The sequence below is a fragment of the Flagellimonas sp. genome (assembly GCF_965601775.1).
Taxonomy (GTDB): domain Bacteria; phylum Bacteroidota; class Bacteroidia; order Flavobacteriales; family Flavobacteriaceae; genus Flagellimonas.
In genome coordinates, this window is record NZ_OZ271837.1 from 2,683,301 (window position 1) to 2,706,844 (window position 23,544).

At 41.0% G+C, this 23,544-nt stretch carries 19 protein-coding genes; 13 read left to right on the forward strand and 6 right to left on the reverse strand.

Going from position 1 to position 23,544, the window contains the following annotated elements; all coding sequences use genetic code 11:
- Positions 1 to 13 precede the first annotated feature (13 nt).
- Positions 14 to 1,513, forward strand: coding sequence for an OmpP1/FadL family transporter (locus ACSLUF_RS12445; RefSeq protein ID WP_435623108.1), 1,500 nt, complete (start codon positions 14 to 16; stop codon positions 1,511 to 1,513).
- 75 nt (positions 1,514 to 1,588) lie between these two features.
- Here ACSLUF_RS12445 and ACSLUF_RS12450 read toward each other — a convergent pair whose 3' ends face one another.
- Positions 1,589 to 3,037, reverse strand: coding sequence for a T9SS type B sorting domain-containing protein (locus ACSLUF_RS12450; protein WP_435623109.1), 1,449 nt, complete (start codon positions 3,035 to 3,037; stop codon positions 1,589 to 1,591).
- Between the two features lie 300 nt (positions 3,038 to 3,337).
- On the opposite strand from ACSLUF_RS12450, the gene folE reads away from it, so the two are divergent.
- The 9 genes from folE (at position 3,338) to ACSLUF_RS12495 (ending at position 12,280) form a co-directional block, all read left to right on the forward strand.
- Positions 3,338 to 4,018, forward strand: coding sequence for a GTP cyclohydrolase I FolE (gene folE / locus ACSLUF_RS12455; RefSeq protein ID WP_435623110.1), 681 nt, complete (start codon positions 3,338 to 3,340; stop codon positions 4,016 to 4,018).
- A gap of 14 nt (positions 4,019 to 4,032) precedes the next feature.
- Positions 4,033 to 5,514: a cysteine--tRNA ligase gene (cysS, locus tag ACSLUF_RS12460; RefSeq protein WP_435623111.1), complete on the forward strand. Its 1,482-nt coding sequence runs from the start codon at positions 4,033 to 4,035 to the stop codon at positions 5,512 to 5,514.
- 37 nt (positions 5,515 to 5,551) lie between these two features.
- The gene (yidD, locus tag ACSLUF_RS12465; protein WP_435623112.1) at positions 5,552 to 5,779 is read left to right on the forward strand and encodes a membrane protein insertion efficiency factor YidD; all 228 of its coding nucleotides are present in this window, start codon (positions 5,552 to 5,554) and stop codon (positions 5,777 to 5,779) included.
- 111 nt (positions 5,780 to 5,890) lie between these two features.
- Positions 5,891 to 6,853: a prolipoprotein diacylglyceryl transferase gene (gene lgt / locus ACSLUF_RS12470; RefSeq protein ID WP_435623113.1), complete on the forward strand. Its 963-nt coding sequence runs from the start codon at positions 5,891 to 5,893 to the stop codon at positions 6,851 to 6,853.
- An 11-nt stretch (positions 6,854 to 6,864) separates the two neighbouring features.
- The gene (locus tag ACSLUF_RS12475) at positions 6,865 to 7,347 is read left to right on the forward strand and encodes a DUF192 domain-containing protein (protein WP_435623114.1); all 483 of its coding nucleotides are present in this window, start codon (positions 6,865 to 6,867) and stop codon (positions 7,345 to 7,347) included.
- On the forward strand, positions 7,348 to 7,872 hold the full coding sequence (locus ACSLUF_RS12480) for a GNAT family N-acetyltransferase (protein WP_435623115.1): 525 nt from the start codon (positions 7,348 to 7,350) through the stop codon (positions 7,870 to 7,872).
- A gap of 37 nt (positions 7,873 to 7,909) precedes the next feature.
- The gene (locus tag ACSLUF_RS12485) at positions 7,910 to 9,157 is read left to right on the forward strand and encodes an ATP-binding cassette domain-containing protein (protein ID WP_435623116.1); all 1,248 of its coding nucleotides are present in this window, start codon (positions 7,910 to 7,912) and stop codon (positions 9,155 to 9,157) included.
- Positions 9,158 to 9,231: 74 nt separating this feature from the next.
- Positions 9,232 to 10,701 (forward strand): glycosyltransferase, encoded by a 1,470-nt coding sequence (locus ACSLUF_RS12490; RefSeq protein WP_435623117.1) that lies wholly within the window; start codon positions 9,232 to 9,234, stop codon positions 10,699 to 10,701.
- A gap of 103 nt (positions 10,702 to 10,804) precedes the next feature.
- A complete protein-coding gene (locus ACSLUF_RS12495) occupies positions 10,805 to 12,280 on the forward strand; it encodes a pyridoxal phosphate-dependent decarboxylase family protein (protein ID WP_435623118.1) in 1,476 nt (491 codons plus the stop codon).
- A 34-nt stretch (positions 12,281 to 12,314) separates the two neighbouring features.
- Here ACSLUF_RS12495 and secDF read toward each other — a convergent pair whose 3' ends face one another.
- Positions 12,315 to 15,284 carry a protein translocase subunit SecDF gene (gene secDF, locus ACSLUF_RS12500; protein WP_435623119.1) on the reverse strand — a complete coding sequence of 990 codons (2,970 nt, stop codon included), beginning with the start codon at positions 15,282 to 15,284 and terminating at the stop codon, positions 12,315 to 12,317.
- Positions 15,285 to 15,497: 213 nt separating this feature from the next.
- Positions 15,498 to 16,424, reverse strand: a complete 927-nt coding sequence (locus ACSLUF_RS12505) for a malate dehydrogenase (RefSeq protein WP_435623120.1) — start codon at positions 16,422 to 16,424, stop codon at positions 15,498 to 15,500.
- A gap of 248 nt (positions 16,425 to 16,672) precedes the next feature.
- Between ACSLUF_RS12505 and ACSLUF_RS12510 the strand changes: the two genes are divergently transcribed.
- A complete protein-coding gene (locus tag ACSLUF_RS12510; protein ID WP_435623121.1) occupies positions 16,673 to 17,044 on the forward strand; it encodes a hypothetical protein in 372 nt (123 codons plus the stop codon).
- 79 nt (positions 17,045 to 17,123) lie between these two features.
- Here ACSLUF_RS12510 and ACSLUF_RS12515 read toward each other — a convergent pair whose 3' ends face one another.
- Positions 17,124 to 18,131, reverse strand: coding sequence for a DUF6588 family protein (locus ACSLUF_RS12515; protein ID WP_435623122.1), 1,008 nt, complete (start codon positions 18,129 to 18,131; stop codon positions 17,124 to 17,126).
- 72 nt (positions 18,132 to 18,203) lie between these two features.
- Positions 18,204 to 20,144, reverse strand: coding sequence for a DNA topoisomerase (ATP-hydrolyzing) subunit B (gene gyrB, locus ACSLUF_RS12520; protein ID WP_435623123.1), 1,941 nt, complete (start codon positions 20,142 to 20,144; stop codon positions 18,204 to 18,206).
- Positions 20,145 to 20,459: 315 nt separating this feature from the next.
- On the opposite strand from gyrB, the gene ACSLUF_RS12525 reads away from it, so the two are divergent.
- The gene (locus ACSLUF_RS12525) at positions 20,460 to 20,990 is read left to right on the forward strand and encodes a hypothetical protein (RefSeq protein ID WP_435623124.1); all 531 of its coding nucleotides are present in this window, start codon (positions 20,460 to 20,462) and stop codon (positions 20,988 to 20,990) included.
- Positions 20,991 to 21,082: 92 nt separating this feature from the next.
- Here the strand turns inward: ACSLUF_RS12525 and asnB are convergent, their stop codons facing one another.
- On the reverse strand, positions 21,083 to 22,753 hold the full coding sequence (gene asnB, locus ACSLUF_RS12530) for an asparagine synthase B (protein WP_435623125.1): 1,671 nt from the start codon (positions 22,751 to 22,753) through the stop codon (positions 21,083 to 21,085).
- Positions 22,754 to 22,993: 240 nt separating this feature from the next.
- On the opposite strand from asnB, the gene ACSLUF_RS12535 reads away from it, so the two are divergent.
- On the forward strand, positions 22,994 to 23,533 hold the full coding sequence (locus tag ACSLUF_RS12535) for a DUF2911 domain-containing protein (protein ID WP_435623126.1): 540 nt from the start codon (positions 22,994 to 22,996) through the stop codon (positions 23,531 to 23,533).
- Positions 23,534 to 23,544 lie beyond the last annotated feature (11 nt).

Below are 23,544 nucleotides of genomic sequence, written 5' to 3' on the forward strand. Positions count from 1 at the left end.
AAAATTAATCAAAATGAAAAGATTTTTAACTTTCATCATAGTATTGTCATGCGCTTTTGTAAGCGGACAGAACATTACTGACGTACTACGATACAGTCTTGAAGAGACTCAAGGAACAGCAAGATTCCAAGCTTTGGGAGGTGCCTTTGGAGCACTGGGTGGCGACTTATCTGCCCTAAACGTAAATCCTGCCGGATCGGCCGTATTCAATTTTAGTGAATTCTCGGTTACAGGAACAAACTACAATAGAGAGAACGAGGTGTTATTCGGAAATTCGCAAAGAAACACAGACATAAATTCCATAGAATTGAATCAAGTGGGTGGTGTGTTTGTCTTCAAATCTTCTGAGAGTCCATGGAAAAAATTGGCCCTGGCTTTCAACTATGATCAGGTTCGAAATTTTGATAACGAGTTTGTCGCCTCAGGAAATACAACCCAAGGAATTGACAATTACTTCCTCAACTTTGCGCAAGGCGTGGAGTTAGGACCACTACGGGTACAGGATGGTGAATTTATTGAAGATGCTTATTTGGATATTGGTTCTTCCTTAGGTTTTGGTGCTCAACAAGCGTTTTTAGGTTTTCAGGCAGGTTTGATCGAACCTGTTGCTGATGAAGACACCAACACGGCCTATGTTTCCAATGCGCAATACACATCGGTCAATCAAGATTATTTGCAAAGCACTAACGGTTTTAACAGCAAGTTTACCTTAAACTTCTCTGGGCAGTACCAAGAGAATTTATATGTTGGGGCTTCCGTTAACTTTCATTCTGTATTTTTTGAACAATTGACTTTGTTGGATGAAGGCGGATATGACCCTACCTCACCAGTTCAGTTTACCACCTTTGACAACTTTTTGCGTACGGAGGGATATGGGTTTTCCTTTAGTGTTGGGGCCATTGCCAAACTGAATGACAATATTAGAATTGGAGGTAGCTACCAATCCCCTACTTGGTATGAATTAACGGATGATACCTCACAAAGAATCAATTCCACTTTAGCCGAACCAGATATTAATTTCATTGACTTTGGTATCGTAAACTTATTTGAGGATTACTCTATCAAAACTCCTGCTAAAATCACGGGTAGTGCCGCGGTGGTGTTTGGCAAGGATGGTTTAATTAGTTTTGATTATGGGTACCAGGATTTTTCCCAAGCAGAAATCACACCCAATCTTGATCCCAATTTTGCTGCGGAAAATGAGTTTATTGCCAACAATCTTGGTGTTGTGAACACCTATAGAATTGGAGGTGAGCTTAGATTTGAGCAGGTAAGCCTTAGAGGAGGGTATCGATATGAAGAAAGTCCTTATGAAAATGGAGAAATTATCGGTGACCTCACTGGATTTTCAGGAGGTATAGGATATAACTTTGGTCCTAGCCGAATAGATCTTGCTTTCGTACGAACAGAAAGAGATGTAAGTGAGTTACTTTTTTCTTCAGGTCTTGATAGTGCTGTGGATATCAATCAAATTAACACCAATATTACGTTAGGCTATAGCTTTAAGTTTTAAAATTGGCCAAACAGACAAAATAAAAAAGCCGGGGAATTCCCCGGCTTTTGTTTTATTATTGAACAGGCCATTTTTCTATCTAACTAAGGAGAAATGTCTTCGTACGGACCTTGCCACCAAAACTCCTTGATCATCTCGTTCATAATCCAGTCTGAACCAATAGTCGCTGGACGGCATCGCCCGACCATTGAACGTTCCGTCCCAACCTAGGGAATTCACATCCAATTGCTTTAGCAATTTCCCAAATCGATCAAAGATGAAAATACTTGGGTTGGTTAAGGTTTCAACGCCCAACACATTCCAATTATCATGAATTCCATCGCCATTTGGAGTAAAAAACTTGGGATAACCTACTACTAAAAATTCAATAGGTTCTGTAGTTCCACATCCATTTACATCATTAATAACCACGGTATTTACCCCGGGCGGAACATCCAAAAACACAGGGTCATCTTGAAATTCCCCTCCATTGATCGCATATTCATAGTTGCCATTGCCTAATACTATAATTTCAATATTGTATGGGTCTGTCTGATCACTATTGACCAAATCATCCAAAACTCGCACTTCATCCAAAACGGGAACTCCAAAAAAGGTAATTAAAATATCATCGGTGATAATAGTTGCAAAAGTCGTTTCAATGGTAACCCGATAACGTCCAGAATTTGGGCTGGTAACCGTCAATTCGGTGGCTCCTGCTCCAGTGGCCAAGACTTGGTCATAAATTCCGTCATCCTCAACATCAACCTCCCAAGTGATATTGGCAATATTTGGACCAGCGGGAGAGTTCAACGCACTTAGAACAATATCTGGGTCCCCTTCACAAGCTATAATATCCAAGCCTAAGAATTGATCTCGAAGGGTACAATCCAGTGCTGTATTTTGGTCGGCATCCACAGAGCTTCCGGTAAAAGTCAAAGAAAAGGGTTCCGGATCTCCGTTAAAATTGGTGTTGAAATTGTTAATGAATAGATAATAAATCTCACCCTGTTGCACATCCAACCATTCATCATAGGTATTCTGGCTAGCTCGAACAAACGGAGCTCCCACCTGACCGCTTATGGGATTCACTCCCACCCCGGTAAAGCCTGTATCATTTATTTCATAATTACAGCGAATTGGGATTTCGGTTCCGTTTCCAATGGTGGTACAAAAATTCGACCCCAAAGTTTGGTCAAAAGGTCCATATAGCGCAAAATCCAGCTCAGAAGTGACAATTCCACCTGGAATTACAGGTAAAGCTTCAATATCAAATCCTATTTGACCGTCAGTACCTGCCCTAAAAACGTACCATGAGGTGTTGTTTTCAATATTCGCGGAAGCTACACTACCTTTTTCCAGACAACCGGTTTGGGTAATTACCATCGGGTCAAAATCATCAATATCTCCGCTGCCATCCGTATTGGACAAAATGGGCATATCGGCACAGACTGGGATTGCCGTTCTACAATCACCAGAATTCTGGGCGTTCAATTCCATAAAAAACAGGGAGAAACAACAGATAGCGCAAAATAGAGCTCTCATAGGGTTTGGGGCTAAAGGTTATGCTGTATTTTATCTAACCATAACTGATTTTTCACCCCTTTTAGTATCCTTTAACCCAAAAAATATGCAGTTAATCGACAAAATGCATACTTGACAACCTGTTCAATTCCCAAAACCCAATCAAACCCCATAGAAAATACGCATACGCCTAACCTTTAAATTGGATAAACTTCCTATTTGGTGGGAACAGCTTAACAATAATTTATGGCGGCAAACACTGGTTGTCAAGTGTTAAATAGGTCCATATTACATATCTTTGCACCCTTGAAGTAAAAAGTAATGAAAGTAGAACAAGCCTTGGAAGAACAATACGATGAGCGCGGGGACGGACATATAGGTTCCGCTTCTGAAACCCCAATGCGGGAAGATGCCTTTGTATTGAGTGATCAAGAAAAAATAGAACGGATTCAGGACAACGTTAGGGAAATTATGTTGACCCTAGGTTTGGATTTATCCGATGATAGTCTACAAGGCACACCGAAAAGGGTGGCCAAAATGTTTGTAAAGGAGATTTTTGGAGGCTTACATCCGGATAGAAAACCAAAGTCATCTACTTTTGAGAATAAGTATAAGTACGGGGAAATGTTGGTGGAGAAGAATATTGTAGTGTACTCCACGTGTGAGCACCACCTTCTTCCCATTGTTGGGCGGGCCCATGTTGCTTACATTTCCAATGGGAAAGTTGTAGGGCTATCCAAAATGAATCGTATTGTGGATTATTATGCCAAGCGTCCACAGGTTCAAGAACGCATGAACATTCAAATCGTAAAGGAACTGCAACAAGTATTGGGTACTGAAGACGTGGCTTGCGTCATCGATGCAAAACATCTGTGTGTGAATTCAAGAGGAATTCGGGATATAGAGAGTAGTACCGTTACAGCAGAATATGGCGGAAAATTTAAGGAAGAATCCGTTCGCCGCGAATTTTTGGATTATATCAATCTGGAAACTGAGTTTTAACTTCTGACCAATCCATGCAACTTTATAACAATCAGCCGCTTAAAGTATACAACTCACTTACTGGAAAAAAGGAGCTTTTTAAACCTATAAACGAAGGTCATATTGGGATGTATGTTTGCGGTCCTACCGTTTATAGCAATGTACACTTAGGTAATTGCCGCACCTTTATGTCTTTTGATATGATGTTCCGGTATTTCAAACATTTGGGGTACAAAGTCCGCTATGTAAGAAATATTACAGATGCCGGACATTTGGAGAATGACGCGGATGAGGGGGAAGATAAAATAGCCAAAAAGGCCAAGTTGGAGCAGATAGAACCTATGGAGGTGGTTCAGCGTTACACGGTTGACTTTCACAATACCTTGCAGCAATTTAATTTATTGCCGCCAAGTATAGAGCCTACGGCTACTGGACACATCATAGAACAAATAGAAATCATAAAGGAAATCTTGGAAAAGGGGTTTGCTTATGAGGTTAATGGCTCGGTGTATTTCGATGTCAAAGAATTCAACAAAAAACACGAATATGGTAAGCTAAGCGGAAGAAAGCTGGAGGATATGGTTGCCAATACCCGAGAGCTCACCGCTCAAAGTGAAAAGAGAAATCCGCAGGATTTTGCTCTTTGGAAAAAAGCGGGTGACCAACATATTATGCGTTGGCCCTCCCCTTGGGGTGATGGATTCCCTGGGTGGCACTTAGAATGTACTGCTATGAGTACCAAATATCTGGGAGAAAACTTTGATATACATGGCGGGGGTATGGATTTGAAATTTCCACATCATGAATGTGAAATAGCTCAAGCCGAAGCATGTTGCGGCACCTCTCCGGTAAACTATTGGCTTCATGCCAATATGCTCACCCTGAACGGGAAGAAAATGTCCAAATCCATAGGTAACAATGTCTACCCTCACGAAATATTTAGTGGAGACAATGACTTATTAAGCAAGTCATATACCCCAGCGGTGGTACGATTCTTTATGATGCAAGCCCACTACTCCAGTATTTTGGATTTAAGCGATGAGGCATTGCAAGCTTCCGAAAAAGGGTATTACCGACTTATGGAGGCTATTTCAGAGATGGAAAAATTGGATACAGGTACGAAATCAGATTTTGATGTCAAAGCATGGTTGCAAAAATGCTATGATGCCATGAACGACGATTTCAACACCCCTATTTTAATTGCTCAATTGTTTGAAGCGGTAAAGCACATCAACCAAATAAAAGAAGGTAAGGAATCAATTTCCCAAGAGGATTTAGCATTGTTATCTAGCTCTCTACAAACCTTCGTACATGATGTATTGGGTATTGAGCATATCGCGCAGTCCAATGAGGAATCCAATGCCTTGAATGGTGTCATGGATTTATTGATTGACCTGAGAAATCAAGCCAGAACCAACAAAGACTTTGAAACATCCGATAAAATTCGAGACCAATTGTCTAGTCTAGGCATCCAGCTTAAAGACGGTAAGGATGGAACCACATTCAGTTTAAAGTAATTTTGGTGGGCATTTCTAGTAAATTAATTCCAAGAAAATGACTTTTAGAAAGGTTCTTATCGCCCCGTTTGTCTTTCTGGTTAGAGCCTATCAATTACTAATATCTCCGTATACGCCTGCTACCTGCAGGTACTCCCCTACCTGTTCAGCCTATACTTTGGAGGCATTAAAGAAGCATGGTCTTTTCAAAGGAGGTTGGCTTTCCTTAAAACGAATTTTCAGCTGCCATCCTTGGGGAGGAAAAGGATATGACCCAGTTCCTTAAATCTTTGCACCCGCTTTTCTTAGCATAAAGGCTAGGTTAGAAAATGGCAAAAAACTATAAATCCAGCATTCCAAACAGCCAAAGTGGTTATCTTAGCCCAAAATCTGATGTATGTTTTTCCTAGGTTTCAATTGGAATCCTGACGACACCTTGCTCAAGCTTGGTTTCATTCAAATTAAATACTATAATCTGCTTTGGATTGCTGCTTTTGTGGTTGGCTGGTTCCTAATGAAGAAAATCTTTAAAAAAGAAGATAAGTCCATGGAGAAATTGGACTCACTTTTCATTTATGGTGTGGTTTCCATCATGTTAGGTGCTAGATTGGGCCATGTCATCTTTTACGATTGGGAATATTACAAAAACCATCTGATTGAAATCCTCTTGCCTATACGCGAAAGTGCCAATGAGTCCCTTTTCGGATTCATCAATGGATATGAATTTACGGGATTTACCGGTCTTGCTAGCCACGGGGCCACCATTGCAGCCATTGTAGGTATCTGGTTGTATTGCAGAAAGTGGAAAGACATTAAAATGTTGTGGCTTTTGGATAGAATGGTGGTTGTTTCCGCGATAGGAGCCTGTTTTGTACGTCTAGGTAATTTTTTTAATTCCGAAATCAACGGAAAGGTAGTTGATGGTTCCTTTCCCTTGGCAACACGTTTTATAAGAGATTCCGATGACATGCCCACCTACAAAGCTATGTCTTTGACCAATGAAAAAACATCAAGTGCTGCCTACAAGGCCATTGAAACCAATCCGGATTTTGCCGGTATTCTGGAGACTATTCCATATCGCCATCCAGCACAATTGTACGAAGCTGTAGGGTATTTGATTCTCTTTGTGATTCTGTATCAACTGTATTGGAAAACGGCTAAGGGAAACAAAACTGGATTCCTTTTTGGACTTTTTATGGTCGGTTTATGGACCATCCGATTCTTTGTTGAATTTGTAAAAAAGAGTCAAGGTGGTTTTGAAGACTCCCTAGGCAATGTACTATCAACCGGACAATGGTTGAGTATTCCCATGATAATTCTAGGCTTGTATTTTATGTTTAGGCCCACCAAAACGACCTAAATTCTATTTCCATGCGAAGCGCTTTACGACTTGGTTTAGTGATTTTTCTTGTACTGGTTTCCTGTAAAACTGAAAGTAAACAGGAAATTAAGACAGAAGCTGTAGTATTTACCAAAGAAGGAACGCTTACCATAATCCAAAATGAAACGGGAACTCTTCTTGCGCAAATAGATATTGAGATTGCAGATACTAAATATGAGACCCAAACAGGACTGATGTATCGCGAGAGCATGCAAGAAGATCAAGGTATGTTTTTCATTTTTAAAAAGGTCAAAGAATATTCTTTTTATATGAAGAACACCCAATTCTCCTTGGACATCATTTACATCGACGAAAACCTTAAAATCGCCAGTTTTCAGAAAAACACCACCCCATTTGATGAAAAAAGTCTTCCATCTGGTGTTCCCGTGAAATACGTCTTGGAAGTAAATGGAGGATTGTCGGATACATGGGGACTTCAGGTGGGTGACCAAATTGAATTCAATAAAATATAGATGTCCAATTATCTTCTAGACGGACAGTACACGGCTAGATTACTATTTAGAAAAATAGTTCCTTCTGATTTCGATGCTTGGCTTCCATTTCATGAAGAGCCCTTATCCTCTCAATTTTGGGAAGGTTTACCTTCTGACCCCAAAGTGGCATGTCAAGAGCAATTTGAACGGATTTTTGAACGCTACGAGCATAATTTAGGGGGTATGAACGCACTTATCCTAAAGGAAAATAATAAAATGGTGGGGCTTTGTGGTCTTTTGGTTCAATCTGTTGACAATACAGAAGAATTGGAAATCGGATACTCCATTTTGCCACAATATTGGCGACAAGGACTTGCTTTTGAAGCTGCACAACAGTGTAAGATGCATGCTTTCAGCAATAATTTGACTAAATCGCTTATTTCCATTATTCATGTGGATAATATTCCTTCCCAAAAAGTAGCCATTAAAAATGGGATGAAATTGGACAAAACCACAAGCTATAGAGATAATCCAGTCCATATTTTTAGGGTGAATCAGCCATAATTGCTACTTTCATTACCCAAGACTTTGTTCAGAAAATATGCCTAAAAACTATGCCATTTTTGTGGATAACCAATCGCAAATTGAACCCTTGGCAATTCAAATAGAAAAAGGCATTCCTGAAAAGTATTTTGGGGGTTTAACATCAAAAAGGGGGGCGATTTTTTCCAATACGGAAATTGAACGTTTCATTTGGGAGGAAGAGCAACACGACATAAGGGGACTAGCCGCCAAAAGATTACAGCCGCTCCGGTCCTTGAGCAGCGGAGAGCGAAAAAAAGCGCTATTGGAACATGTGCTGAACCAGAACCCTGATTTTCTAGTTTTGGTTAACCCATTTGATAATCTGGATAATGCTTCCCAAAAAAAATTAAGACAAAAACTTGAAGCCATTTCAGAATCCATACAGCTTATTCAACTATTGAATCGGGTTGAGGATGTACTACCCAATACTGATATGCTGCTTGCCCTTTCAAAAGGGGAATTTATACCAATACAAAATGTTGAAGCGTTGAAAGAATTGGTCAAAAAAGACTATTCAAATTCTCTAAAGGGCATTCCTCCACCATTGGAAGAAAATGAGTTCAACGTGAGCGAGAAATTAGTTGAATTCAAAAATGTTACGGTGAGCTATGGGCAACGATGCATTCTCAATAAAATTAATTGGATCGTCCGAAAAAATGAATTTTGGCAATTATTGGGCCCCAATGGTAGTGGAAAAACTACCTTGTTGACCCTCATAACCGGGGACAACCATAAAGGGTACAGACAAGACTTAACCCTTTTTGGAAGAAAAAAAGGTAGTGGAGAAAGCGTTTGGGATATCAAAGAGCATATCGGATACTTTACTCCTTCCATGATAGACCAATTTAGAGGGTACCATACCCTAATTCATATGGTAGTTTCTGGATTACATGATTCTGTAGGTCTTTACCAGGAACCCACGGATGCCGAATTGAGATTAGGTATATCTTGGCTGAAAATCATCCGGTTGGAGCATAAAAAAAATATACAGTTCAGAGAATTGAGCCATGGTGAAAAACGTCTGGTCATGTTGGCCCGCGCCATGATTAAACATCCACCACTTTTAATATTGGATGAACCCACTGCTGGATTGGATGACAGAAACGCAGGTTTTTTTGTGGATTTGGTCAATAGAATTGCCGATAAAAGTACCTCCGCTATTGTGTTTGTTTCGCATCGCAGGGAAAAAAATCTCAATCCAAAGTTGGTTTTGGAACTCCTTCCTTCCGTAAATGGTTCTTCAGGAGTGGTAAAGAAGTTATAATCTATGACTTCTGCCCTATTTTGTCTCTTAGTTTTTCCTATCTTAAAGCGAAACCATCAGACAAACCTTATAGCATGCAAAAGATTCAAGTAAAACCCGGTGCCAAACTTGTTGATTATAAGGCATATGGTTCTTTATACTCTTCGGTGCTCGACTTTCTAGAGCAAACCAAAGACGCCATTGCCTCAATTCAAGGTAAAACCATTTGGATGATTAATTCCACAGCAATCGGAGGAGGGGTTGCAGAAATGCTTCCCAGTCAAATGCGTATCCTTCGAGAACTGGGTGTTTCCATAGAATGGTTGGTTATTGAAGCCAAGGAAGAGGCCTTTTTTGACCTCACCAAACGCATTCACAATGCCATACATGGAAGTGGGCACGGGAAGTTTACTGAGGCTGACCGGGAAGTTTACGAAGCGGTAAACAAACAGAATCTTACCAAAGCGTTGGAACTTATCAATGATGGTGATATTGTGGTAGTGCATGACCCTCAGCCCATGCCTTTGGCAGCGATGATAAAAAAAGTAAAAAAGGTGCCCATCATTTGGCGTTGTCATATTGGATTGGAAGAGGATACGGCGGTCACTGATGCGGTTTGGGATTTTTTGTCCCTCTACACAAATGATTATGACCATTTTATTTTCAGCTTACCCGCCTATGTGCCAAAATCATTAAAAAGTAAGACCAGTATTATTCCCCCTGCCATTGACCCATTGAGTCATAAAAACAGGGCTCTTCAATTGCATAAATCCATAGGTATTCTGTACCAGTCCGGCATAACTGATGATCACGAGGCAATTTTGTATCACCGGTATAACCATTTGGTTCGAAGGGTATTGCCCGATGGTTCTTTTGGATCACCCAACCAGACCAGTAAGCTTAATCTCATTTATCGCCCTTTTGTCACTGAGATTTCGAGATGGGACCGATTAAAAGGATTCAAGGAATTGATGGATGCCTTTATCAAAATGAAAAAGGACAATCTAGCGCACGGCGACCCTGATAGTCTTGAATATAAAAGAATCAAAATGACCCTATTGGTCATGGGAGGTCCAGATCCTGCTTTTGTTTCCGATGACCCAGAAGGTAAAGCAGTTCTGGAAGAACTGACGGAAGCCTATCAAAAATTGGATAGGGATATGCAAAACGACATTGCCATTTTATTGCTGCCCTTGGACAATCCCAAGGAAAATGCATTGATAGTGAATGCGCTCCAGCGGGCGTCTAGCATTATTGTTCAAAATTCCATTCAAGAAGGTTTTGGATTGACCGCCACGGAAGGTATGTGGAAAAGAAAACCCCTACTCGTTTCTGCAGCTGCTGGATTAAAGTTTCAAGTAGAACACCAAAAAACGGGACTCATCAATGAAGACCCAACAGATATTGAGAGCCTTTCCAAAGCCCTTGCCTACATGTTAAACCATCCAAAAGAAAGGGATAAATGGGGGTTCAATGGACAGTCCAGGGTCATACAGCATTTTACACTTTTTAGCCAGCTCATTGCTTGGTTGCAAGTCTTCGCCAAGGTTAAAAGCGAAAGCTAAAGTATTCAGGAATTCACCGGTATATCTTTCTTTTTGAGCTACTATCTACGGCTTTTAAGTAGCTTCAAATTGCAATTACCCGTATCTTTAAATCATAGTTTAGATGTTTACCATGAATGAAGAAACGCTAGATTTTTCCAATAATGACTTCAAACAGCTTTTGGACAAAAGTTCCGAGCTCGTGCTTAATCAATTTGATACCATTCAAGCGCAAAAAGGATACCATGATTATCCGCAGAAAGAAGTAGAAAGTTGGTTTGATGAGGAACTTCCAGAGGAAGGCATGGATCCTTCCGCACTTTTGGATGAAGTCGAAACCAAAGTACTCAACACCGCTACAGGTAATTTGGGGCCACATATGTACGCTTATGTAATGTCTGGAGGAAACCAAATGGCCATTGTGGCGGAAAAGTTGGCCAATACCATCAATCAAAATCAAACCAAATGGCATTTGGCTCCCGCCATGAATGAGATTGAAAAGCGAGTGGTTCAATGGACGGCCCAAATGCTGGACTTCCCACTGGATTCTGGTGGAGTCTTGGTAAGTGGTGGCTCCGCAGCAAACCTGACTGGACTAACCGTAGGCCGCAATGTTTTCTTTGAAAAGCACGGGATTCGAAAAACAGGGCTTTTTGGGATGAAACCCTTTGTAGTTTACGCCTCCGAAGAGGTACATAGCTGTGTGGATAAAAGCGTAGAGCTTTTGGGTATTGGCACCAATCATTTACGAAAAATAAAAACCAATGCTTCCTTCCAAATTGATGTGAAAGCTCTGGAAAACCAAATTAAAGCCGATTTAGCACAAGGTCTGCAACCCTTTTGCATTATTGGAAATGCTGGAACGGTAAACACGGGGGCTATTGATGATTTGGAAAGTTTAGCCCGATTGGCAAAACAATATGAGATGTGGTTTCATGTCGATGGTGCGTACGGTGCATTAGCTGCCCTTTTGGATAATTTAAAACCAGACTATAAGGGAATGGAACTTGCGGATTCCATTGCCATCGACTTCCATAAATGGCTTTATCAGCCTTTTGAGGGAGGGTGTACCTTGGTTCGGAATTGGGACAATCTACGTAGGACGTATTATAAAAAAGCGGCGTATTTGGATACCGAGCTGGCCAACGATGGAAATCGTTTGGAATACAATGAGCATTATTTCCAGTTATCCCGAAATGCCAAGGCATTCAAAGTATGGATGAGTATCAAGGCCTACGGGATGAGACGACTTAGGGAAATGATTCAAAAAGACATTGACCTGACGGACTATCTAAACGAGCAGGTCAAAGACTCGGAAGATTTTGAATTGGTAGCCGACTCAAAATTGGCGGTTTCGTGTTTTAGATATGTGGGAAACATGAAATCCAAAGATGAGATTGTCCATTTTAATCGTTTGCTGATGCCCGAGCTTGAAAAAGATGGAAGGGTTTTCATCATGGGAACCCAACTCAAAGGAGATTACGCGATTCGCGCCTGTTTTATTAATCATCGTAAGACCAAGGAAACCACGGATTATCTACTAGAAGTTATTCGGGAGGTGGCCGAAAAAGTTCTTATAAATCAAAAAGCCGCTGTTTAGCGGCTTTTTTCATGTTGATTTAATACATATAAATCTAAGCTGTAGCCAAAGAGCCTATTTTCTTTTTCAATGCATCGAACATTATCGGAGTCGCTATGAACACTGAGGAATAGGTACCTACCAAAACCCCTACAATCATTGCAAACATGAATCCTCTTAAACTTTCACCACCAAAAACAAAGATGGCCAAAAGTACTATCAAAGTAGTAAGTGAGGTATTCAATGTTCTGCTCAACGTACTATTTAACGCCTGATTAATATTTTCTCCATTGTTCCAACCCTTTAGGGTTACAATCTCACGAATACGGTCGAACACTACCACGGTATCGTTCAGGGAATATCCAATTACAGTCAGAATAGCCGCAATAAAAGCTTGGTCAATCTCCATATTGAAAGGCATGATTTTACCGGTTATAGAGAAGATTCCCAATACGATCATCACATCGTGGAAAACCGCAATAACAGCACCCAAAGAGAACTGCCATTTTCTAAAGCGAAGCAAGATATACAAGAACACTACCGCCAATGACCCAATAATGGCCAAGAACGCGTTCTTTTTAATGTCATCCGCAATTGTGGGTCCGACTTTGACGGATTGTAAAATACCAATGGATTTTTCGGAAGCACCTACCGTGAAATCTTCAAACGAAGTACCATCTGGCAAGTATTTTTGTAGTGAGGTATATAGCTTGTTTTGAATTTCTGTATCCACTTCAATTCCTTCTACATCCACTTTGTATGGTGTAGTAACTTTTATCTGATTCGCTTCCCCAAAGGTTTTTACATTGGTTCCACTTCCGAAGACAGTGTTCAGCTCAGATGCAATTTCAGAAGGATTGACCGCCTTTTCAAAACGCACTTGATAGGAACGTCCTCCAACAAAATCCACACCTTGTTGTAATCCGGTGGTAAATAAAGAGAAGGCCCCTACTCCAACTAAAATAGCTGAAATGACATAGGCAATTTTCCTTTTCCCCAAGAAATTGATGCTCAAATTCTTAAATAAGTTCTTGGTAATTGGTGTTGAAAACTCCAAACTTCTCCCTTTTTTGGCGATATAGGAATCCACCATCAAACGAGTGATGAAAATCGCTGTAAATAGGGAAGTAAGAATACCTATTAAAAGAGTCGTTGCGAATCCTTTAATGGGTCCAGAACCAAAGACAAAAAGAATAATAGCTGTCAGTCCTGTGGTAATATTGGCATCCAAAATAGAGGATAGCGCGTTACTAAATCCATCCGCGACGGCCTGGGATTTTCCTTTTCCGCGCGCCAACTCTTCTTTGATTCGCTCGAAAATAAGCACGTTGGCATCAACAGACATACCTATAGTTAAAACGATACCCGCTATACCAGGTAAGGTAAGTACGGCCCCAAGACTGGTCAACACGCCAAAAATCAAAACGATGTTGAAAATCAAAGCGATATCTGCAAAGATTCCTGCTTTACCATAGTAGAAAATCATCCATATCAGGACAAAGCCCATGGCAATCATAAAGGACATAAAACCACTATCTATGGCTTCTTGACCCAAGGATGGACCTACCACTTCAGACTGGATAATTTCCGCGGAAGCTGGTAGTTTACCAGCTCGTAACACGTTGGCAATATCTTTGGTTTCGTTTACTGTGAAAGTACCGGTAATCTCGGAACGCCCTCCTGAAATGGGTCCTGTGGAAACCCCAGGAGCTGTATACACTTTGTTGTCCAAAACAATGGCAATACCCGTTTGGTTATTGAAGGCATCGCTGGTTAGTTTTTCCCATTCCTTAGCTCCACGGGTATTCATGGTCATGCTTACCGCGGGCTTATTGAATTGGTCAAATGTATCTTGTGCATCGGATACGACATCTCCACTGATACGTGGTATTGCGTCCCTATTGGATTTTAAGGCAAACAATTCAGCTACCTCAACGTCCTTGGCAGGTCTTTCCCAAAGGAATTTGGCAAACTGTACATCGTTGGGTAGCAACCTTCTAATTTGCGGCATTCTTAGGTAACTACCTATTTCCGCGGTATCACTAACCAAGGCTCTTGCTATAGCATGACTTCCTGGATTGGTAGGAATCAACTTGCTTAAAAGTGGGTTGACTTGTGGTGTCAGGTCCAAAGAATCCTGAGCAACATCTGATAGCAAGGAATCAATTTCAGATTCTGGTTTTGAAACTTCTTCACCTTCTTGCGTTTCCGGCTCTAAAATATCCTTTAAGCGCTCATTGGCATTGATAAAGAATTGGCCTAAGCTTTGATTGCTCTGTGGATAGGTTTCCCAGAATTCCAATTGAGCCGTACTGGATAGAAGTTCTTGCGCCCTTGCAATGTCTCGGGCACCTGGTAATTCCACCAAAATACGTCCTGAATTTCCTTCTCTCTGGATATTGGGTTGGGTAACCCCAAATCCATCAATACGCTCACGAAGTACTTCAAAAGCTGACACGATGGATTCGTCAATCTTTCTTCGGATAACCGGTTTTACCTGGTCATCCGTCATTTGAAAATTGATATCATCGCTCAATCCTTTATTGGCAAAAATATCGGGAGAAGCTAGTTTAGTCTCTCCCTTAATGTTATCAAACGCCTCGAAAAAGAGCTCCAAATAAGTATTATCACTATTTTTTGAAGCCGTATCGGCATCCGCCAACGCTTTGTTGAATACAGGATTTTTGGTGTTATTGGCCAATCCTTTTAAGATGTCCTTTACTGAAATCTGAAGGGTAACATTGATTCCACCTTTAAGGTCAAGACCCTTATTCAATTCCTTTGTCTTAGCATCATTATAATTAGTGAACCCAAACACGGATGCAGGTCCAATGGAATCCAAATACGATGCCTCTAAAGCCTCACGCTTTGCCACATAGTCCTCCTCTGCTTCCGAAATTTGGCTGATGGCATAGGTTTCAGCATCCCCTTCTAGTTTACTTGTGATAAACGTAAAGGAAAGCTGATAGATACTTACCACTCCAAAAAGGATCGCGAAAAGCCTTATAAGTCCTTTATTTTGCATTGATTACTAAAATTTTAGAAGTTTTCTTAAACAGCGTGCAAATATATCATTTCCCATAAGATTTGCCAATAGAATTTATGGGAATTGCAATGCCCTTTAATCTTGAAAGGTGTTAAATAAAAATGTCATTTCGAATCCGAAGGATGAGAAATCTATATTGTAGAGATTTCTCGCTTCGCTCGAAATGACAATTCCTTAGGGTGTTTTGGCCTTTTACAGCTGAAGTAATCCGTTGGTTTTGCTTACGCCTTCGGCACTTTCATGCATTTTGGCCTTTTCGGCATCACTGAGCTCAATTTCGACTACTTTTTCAATCCCTTTTTTGCCTAAAAGAACAGGAACCCCAATACAGATGTCATTCAATCCGTACTCGCCTTCTAAATAGGTAGAACAAGGGAACATTTTCTTCTGGTCGCAGGCAATGGCTTGTACTAAACCTGAAACTGCCGCACCAGGAGCGTACCAAGCACTGGTTCCCAAAAGTTTGGTCAAAGTTGCACCTCCTACTTTAGTTTCCTGCACTACGTAGTCCATTTTATCTGCACTAAGAAATTCCGAAACCTTTACACTATTTCGGGTAGCATGCCCAATTAACGGCACCATACCTTTATCGCTATGTCCGCCTATTACCATCCCGTCCACATCGGAAATAGGGGCTTCCAAAGCTTCTGCCAGTCGATATTTGAAACGGGCACTGTCCAAAGCTCCACCCATTCCAATAATTCTGTTTTTTGGAATATCGGTTGTTTTATGAACCAAATAGGTCATGGTATCCATTGGGTTACTCACCACAATGAGTATGGCATTTGGAGAGTGCTCCAATAAGCTGGTGGCCACAGTTTTCACGATACCTGCGTTAATTCCTATCAATTCTTCGCGTGTCATTCCGGGTTTTCTTGGAATCCCAGAGGTAATCACTGCTATATCGCTACCCGCTGTTTTAGAATAATCGCTAGTGCTTCCTGTAATTTTGGTATCGAACCCGTTTAAGGATGCCGTTTGCATCAAATCCATAGCCTTTCCTTCAGCATATCCTTCCTTAATATCCAACAATACAACTTCGGACGCAAAATTCTTCATTGCGATATATTCAGCGCAGCTTGCCCCAACGGCACCTGCCCCAACAACAGTAACTTTCATGATTTTAGGTTTAATTTTTAACAGCTTCAAAAATACAGTATTTGAGGGAGAAAAAACCTGACTTTTTCCCATTTTACAATATCGCAACATGATCAGGTGAAGCGTAGGTAAATCCTTCCTAATGTTAAAAATCCGTGCAGTTCAACGAGTAAACCAAAAGTATCTGAACCATACATCGATTTTACAACAATAGTTTATTGCATTCCACCGTTCTCTTAGTCCCAAATTTTACCTAATGCGATTGGCCTATGAAGAAGCTCTTCTCTTTGTTGTTCATTGTACTCATCATTACTGTGAGCAACTGTACTGATATTCCAGAAAATAATGATCCGATTTTGGGTATATGGACCCGAACGGATTTCATCTCCGAAGATTCAAAATCATCTTCCACAACTAAAGAAGAATGGATTTTTAATGATGTTTACCTAGGTAGATACCAGAGATATACCGACAATACTCTTACTTTCTATACCGATTTTAAATGGTCCAATGAAAATGACAGCTATACTATTACGTATACCGGGACCGATATTGAAGAGGTCACCGTTAGTTTGGAAGTAAGCAACGAGCCCGAAACATTGGCGCTTGAAAACGGAGCTGTTTTCGCTACTAGAGAGTAGACGGAGACCTGCACTCTATGAAAACAGAACGCCCCGGCAAATGCTGGGGCGTTCATGTTTATAATTTTCTTTTTCTGTTTTATCTAAACCCGAAGTTAACTCCAAAGGTAAAAGTGCTGAATTCAGCGATATTATATTCAGCGTTCAATCGGAAAAATCCAAGTTTCAATTTGGTTCCTAGGGTTGCCGCAACGCCACTTGCATCGGTTGCAACCGTAAATGGGTCAACTATTGTTGTGGTTAGGAAAGGGCTACTGGCTTCATACGTTCCCAAAACGTCAATATCCGAGCTTCCCGTGATATAGCCCAAGCCTCCATAAAAATTAATTACCGGTAGCTTGGTGGAGGCAACAGCACTTATGTTCCAAGTATTAAAGGAAGCGTCCAACCGTTGGTCACTACCGTCAATTACACCTGAATCGGTAAAATCGTATTCGCCACTTAAACTAGTGTAGCCTATTACCGCGGATAAAGCAATGGGCCAAATTTTATCCGCTGGAAGCAATTTGGTGAACTCATATTGAATTCCAGCACCAAAAAGGCCTATTTCGGCTTCATCATCAATTTCGATTTTTGGCAAAAACCTAGCTTTTACCTCCAATCCTTTGATTAAACCAACACTAGCTTGGATATATCCGGTAGGGATGAAGTTGAAGTCTTCGGCAGCCAATCCTGATGGTAACTCAAATTCTTCTCTAAAAAGACTGGTCTCGTCTTCAACCACAACAATTATACCTTCAATATCTCCGAGCCCTGTAGAAACTGCCCTAGGCTGTCCGGGATTGGTAACGAAATCCAAGTTTTCATAATCGGCTGGGTCTAGAACAAACGATTTCTTATCATTCTTATTTTTAAATCCTGTGATATTTCCCACTATTGAAATTTCAAAACCTCCAAGAGGTTTGGCTTCACCAGAATTATACCATCCATTCGCTATACTAAACAGCCCAGCTTCTGCTACAGGGTCTAAATATGCGTTGGCAAAACGTTCCGCATCATTCACACCAGCAACAAAAAGGTCATTTAGGTCTTGGGCCGCACCCATAGCACTTATGGATAACATTGCCATGAAAAAAAGTCTTTTCATCTTGTAAAGTTTTTCCTAAAACTAAAAAACTCGCCTTGTAAGGGCGAGTTTTTGTTGTGAAATAAAGGTTATTTATACATCTATGTTCGCATAGACGGCATTTTTCTCAATGAATTCCCTTCTTGGCGGTACCTCATCACCCATCAACATGGAGAAAATACGGTCGGTTTCGGTTGCATTTTCAATGCTCACTTGACGCAAGGTTCTGAACTCTGGGTTCATGGTTGTATCCCATAATTGTTCTGCATTCATTTCACCAAGACCTTTATAACGCTGAATACTTGCTCCACCTTTCATGGACTCAACTATTTCATCGCGTTCTTGGTCGTTCCAAGCATACCTCCTTTTGGACCCTTTCTTGACAAGATACAGTGGTGGAGTTGCAATGTAAACATGGCCACCTTCTATAAGTTCACGCATATACCTGAAGAAAAAGGTAAGAATCAAGGTTTCAATATGGCTACCATCGACATCGGCATCACACATGATGACTACCTTGTGATATCTTAATTTTTCAAGGTTCAACGCCTTGCTATCCTCTTCGGTACCAATGGTCACACCAAGGGCAGTATAGATGTTTTTGATTTCTTCATTTTCGAATACCTTGTGCTGCATAGCCTTTTCCACGTTCAATATTTTACCACGAAGTGGTAAGATTGCTTGGAAATTCCTATCCCTACCTTGTTTTGCTGTACCTCCTGCGGAGTCTCCCTCCACCAAGAACACCTCACATTTGGTTGGATCTTGTTCAGAACAATCCGATAACTTTCCAGGCAAACCTCCAACGCTCATTGGATTCTTACGCTGGACCATTTCCCGAGCCTTTGCTGCTGCATGTCGGGCCTGAGCTGCCAAAATCACCTTTTGTACTATGGATTTGGCATCATCAGGATGCTCTTCTAAATAATTGGTCAACATTTCCGAAACCGCTTGGCTCACAGCACTGGTCACTTCCCTATTACCCAATTTGGTTTTGGTCTGACCTTCAAACTGTGGTTCGGCCACTTTAACAGAGACAATCGCAGTTAGACCCTCTCTAAAGTCGTCTCCGGAGACTTCAAATTTGAGTTTGTCCAACATCCCTGAAGAGTCTGCGTACTTTTTCAGTGTGGAAGTTAGACCCCTTCTAAATCCGGAAAGATGGGTACCCCCTTCATGAGTATTGATGTTATTCACATAGGAATGTAGGTTTTCGGAAAAACCGGTATTGTAAATCATGGCCACCTCAACCGGAGTTCCATTCTTTTCTCCTTCCATTGAGATAACGCTCTGGATAAGAGGTTCCCGCGTCTCGTCCAAGAATCGGATAAATTCCTTTAATCCCTCATTCGAGAAAAAAGTTTCTGATACAAATTCTCCTTTGTCATCTTTATTACGTTTGTCCAACAAAGTGATGGTAACTCCTTTGTTCAAATAGGCCAGTTCGCGCATACGATTGGCCAGAGTATCGTAATTGTATTCCACTGTTTGGGTGAAAATGGACTTATCGGGAACAAAGGTGACAATAGTACCCGTGATATCTGTTTTGCCAACACTTTTAACGGGATACAAGGTTTTTCCACGCTCATATTCCTGCTCCCAAATTTTCCCTTCTCTGTGAATCGTTGCCTTTAGATGGTCAGACAATGCGTTCACACAAGAAACACCTACCCCGTGAAGTCCGCCAGAAACCTTATAGGAATCTTTATCAAATTTACCCCCAGCTCCAATCTTTGTCATTACCACCTCCAAAGCGGAAACACCTTCTTTCTTGTGCATGCCCACTGGGATGCCCCTACCATTATCCTGAACCGTTATGGAATTGTCCTCATTGATGGTAACACTTATGGTATCACAATAACCTCCCATGGCCTCATCAATGGAGTTATCCACTACTTCATAGACCAGGTGATGCAAACCCCTAGGACCCACATCCCCGATGTACATGGAGGGACGCATTCTCACGTGTTCCATACCCTCTAGGGCTTGGATACTATCGGCTGAATATTGATTTTTTTTAGCTTCTTCGCTCATATATATTCGCTATGTTGTTTTTGAAAATTTCAAATCCTACAAATATAAGCAAAAGCCAGTAAAATTAGGGCATAGAAGCCCTTTTACACCTTAAGTTATCAACAGTTTTTTGTGGAAAAGTGCACCTGCAGAAATGGGTTCCACAGAGGGCTCAAGGTAACACTTGAATTTGCTGATTTGTGCTCATTTTAGGGAACAATTATTCCTTCATCCAACATTTGATTGGCAAGTAAGAAATTACATAAACTTTAAACAGAAAATGATTCAAATACTGCATGACTGTCCTATTTTTGAGGAAACATTAAAATCTAAACCATGAAAAAACTCTCATTCGTAATCGTTGCCATTTTTGGCTTAGTATTTACCACACAGGCCCAAGATGGGACTCAAACTAGTCAGGGAAGCTGGTTAATTGAAGCCAACACTGGATTTGGAGGCGACGGGTTGTCCGCTCATTCAGCCAATACCGGTTTTTCCCTAGTTTCCTCCGGAGACACCACAATATGGGGTATTGGCGGAGAAGGAGGCTACTTTATCGCCGATGATTTGGCGTTAAAGGTGGGTCTAGGCTATACTGATTTCGACAGTCTGTCCATTTTTACGTATAAAGTAGGAGCAAAATACTACGTTATAAGCACCATTCCCGTCCAAGTGGACATTACGGGTGCCAGTATTCAAGATGCTACGGAGAATCCACTTTGGGTTGGGCTACAGGGAGGTTATGCCATCTTTCTTTCAGACCATATCAGCATTGAACCTGGAGTGCGATACAATCTAAGTCTGAACGACGATTTTTCCGATGAAGGAATTTTCGAATTCAGAATAGGGTTTGCTCTCTTTTTCTAAACAACAAAAAGCCCCTTTTTCAAGGGGCTTTTCCGACTAATTGAAAATGAACAAAACCTCATTCATCTACCGCACGAAACTATCTTTGAAACTTACTTCACATAGGCATCTTCGTGTACGTTTGCCACAGCCCTACCTGAAGGGTCATTCATATTTTTAAATGCCTCATCCCATTCCAGTGCAATTTGAGTACTACAGGCCACAGAGGGTTCTTGAGGCACACTAAGCGCTGCCGCATCCGAAGGAAAATGTCCTTCAAAAATGGAACGGTAGTAATATTCCTCTTTAGTGGTCGGTGTTTGTATTGGGAACTTGAAATGCGCATTCTTCAACTGCTCATCCGATACTTCTTGCTCCACCAAAAGCTTTAAAGTGTCAATCCAACTATATCCCACACCGTCTGAAAACTGCTCTTTTTGCCTCCAAGCCACACTTTCGGGCAGGTAGGATTCAAACGCCTTACGAACCACCCATTTTTCCATTCGTTCCCCATTGATCATTTTGTCTTTTGGGTTGATACGCATCGCCACATCCATAAACTCCTTATCCAAAAAGGGCACACGGCCTTCAATTCCCCAAGCAGCCAAAGATTTGTTGGCTCTAAGGCAATCGTACATATGCAATTTGTCCAGCTTTCTCACGGTTTCTTCATGGAAATCCTTTGGGCTAGGTGCCTTATGGAAATACAAATACCCTCCAAATAACTCATCTGCACCTTCCCCTGACAGTACCATTTTAATCCCCATGGATTTGATTACCCTTGCCATGAGATACATGGGCGTTGAAGCTCTAATCGTAGTTATATCGTATGTTTCCAGGTTATAAATCACATCCTTGATGGCATCCAGTCCTTCTTGAATGGTGAACTTGATTTCATGGTGGATGGTTCCAATGTGGTCCGCTACTTTTTGGGCAGCGGCCAAATCCGGAGATCCTTCCAGTCCTACAGAAAATGAATGTAGTTGAGGCCACCAGGCTTCTTTGGTGTCACCCGATTCAATACGCATTTGGGAATATTTTTTGGCAATTGCGGAGGTTACCGAGGAATCCAATCCTCCCGACAACAACACACCATAAGGTACATCGGACATTAACTGTCTATGTACAGCGGCTTCAAGTGCATCTTTTAATTCTTGAATACTGGTCTCATTTTCTTTCACAGCCTCATACTCCATCCAGTCGCGCTGATACCATCTCTTAAACTCCCCATCCGAACTGTGCATGTAATGTCCTGGAGGGAATAACTCGATTTTGGTACATACACCTTCCAAAGCCTTCAATTCTGAAGCGACATAAAAGGTGCCATTTCTGTCCCAACCAATATATAGAGGAATAATGCCCATATGGTCCCGAGCTATGAAATATTCATCTTTCTCAGAATCGTAGATGGCAAAACCAAAGATTCCGTTCATCTCATCCACGAAATCCGTCCCCTTCTCTTGATACAAGGCTAGAATCACCTCACAATCCGATTGGGTCTTAAATTCATACTTACCCTCAAACTGCTTTCTCAGTTCGCGATGGTTATATATTTCTCCATTTGCAGCCAAAATAAGTTTGCCATCCGCACTTAACAGAGGTTGTTTCCCAGAAGCCGGGTCAACAATGGCCAATCTTTCATGGGCCAAAATGGCTTTTTCGTCTGCGTATATTCCACTCCAGTCCGGTCCACGATGCCGTACTTTTTTAGACATTTCCAATAACTGGGGTCTTAATTTATCTACACTTTCCTTTATATCAAAGGCACATACAATTCCACACATAATCCTATTCTTTATTCTATGGTGAAACAAAAATCATCCCTAAATATTAAATATGAAATTGAAAACTGATTTTTGAATACAAATTGAAACAAAAAATAATTAATTAATTTATATTAGAAAGCAGAATCCGTAAAAATCATTTTTTTACGAACATTTTGAAAGGTTGTTAAAATTTAACGTCTCTTTATAAGTATTCCGGAGATATACCTCCTAGTTTTGAACGCATAAATCATTACAATCATGAAAAAACTAATTCTATTTTCTTTTTTAGCCCTTGGTTTAGTTTTTACTACTGAAGCTACGGCCCAAAAATTCAGCGGTCTTGATAAAAGTCCTGCAGATATTGCATCTTATCCTACCAGTTACCGGGAGGCTGACAAATCCGTTCGTGTTGTGTATAGCAGACCTCAATTAAAAGGAAGAAGTCTTTCTGAGCTTGCCCCAGCTGGAAAAGTTTGGAGAACTGGTGCAAATGAAGCTGCTGAAATTACATTCTACAAGGATGCTACTTTTGGTGGTAAAGCTGTAAAGGCTGGAACTTATTCTCTATTTACCATTCCTGGAGATAGCGAATGGACCGTTATCTTGAACAGTAACTTGAACCAGTGGGGAGCCTATTCTTATGACAGCGCTGCGGATGTAACCCGTGTAACTGGAGGTGTATCCACAGATTCTGAATCTTTGGAAGCTTTTTCCATTGCTTATAAAGATGTTGACGGTGGAGCCCATATGGTTATGGGATGGGGAACTACTCGTGTAGCGGTACCTGTTTCTTTCTAAAAAAGAAAAAT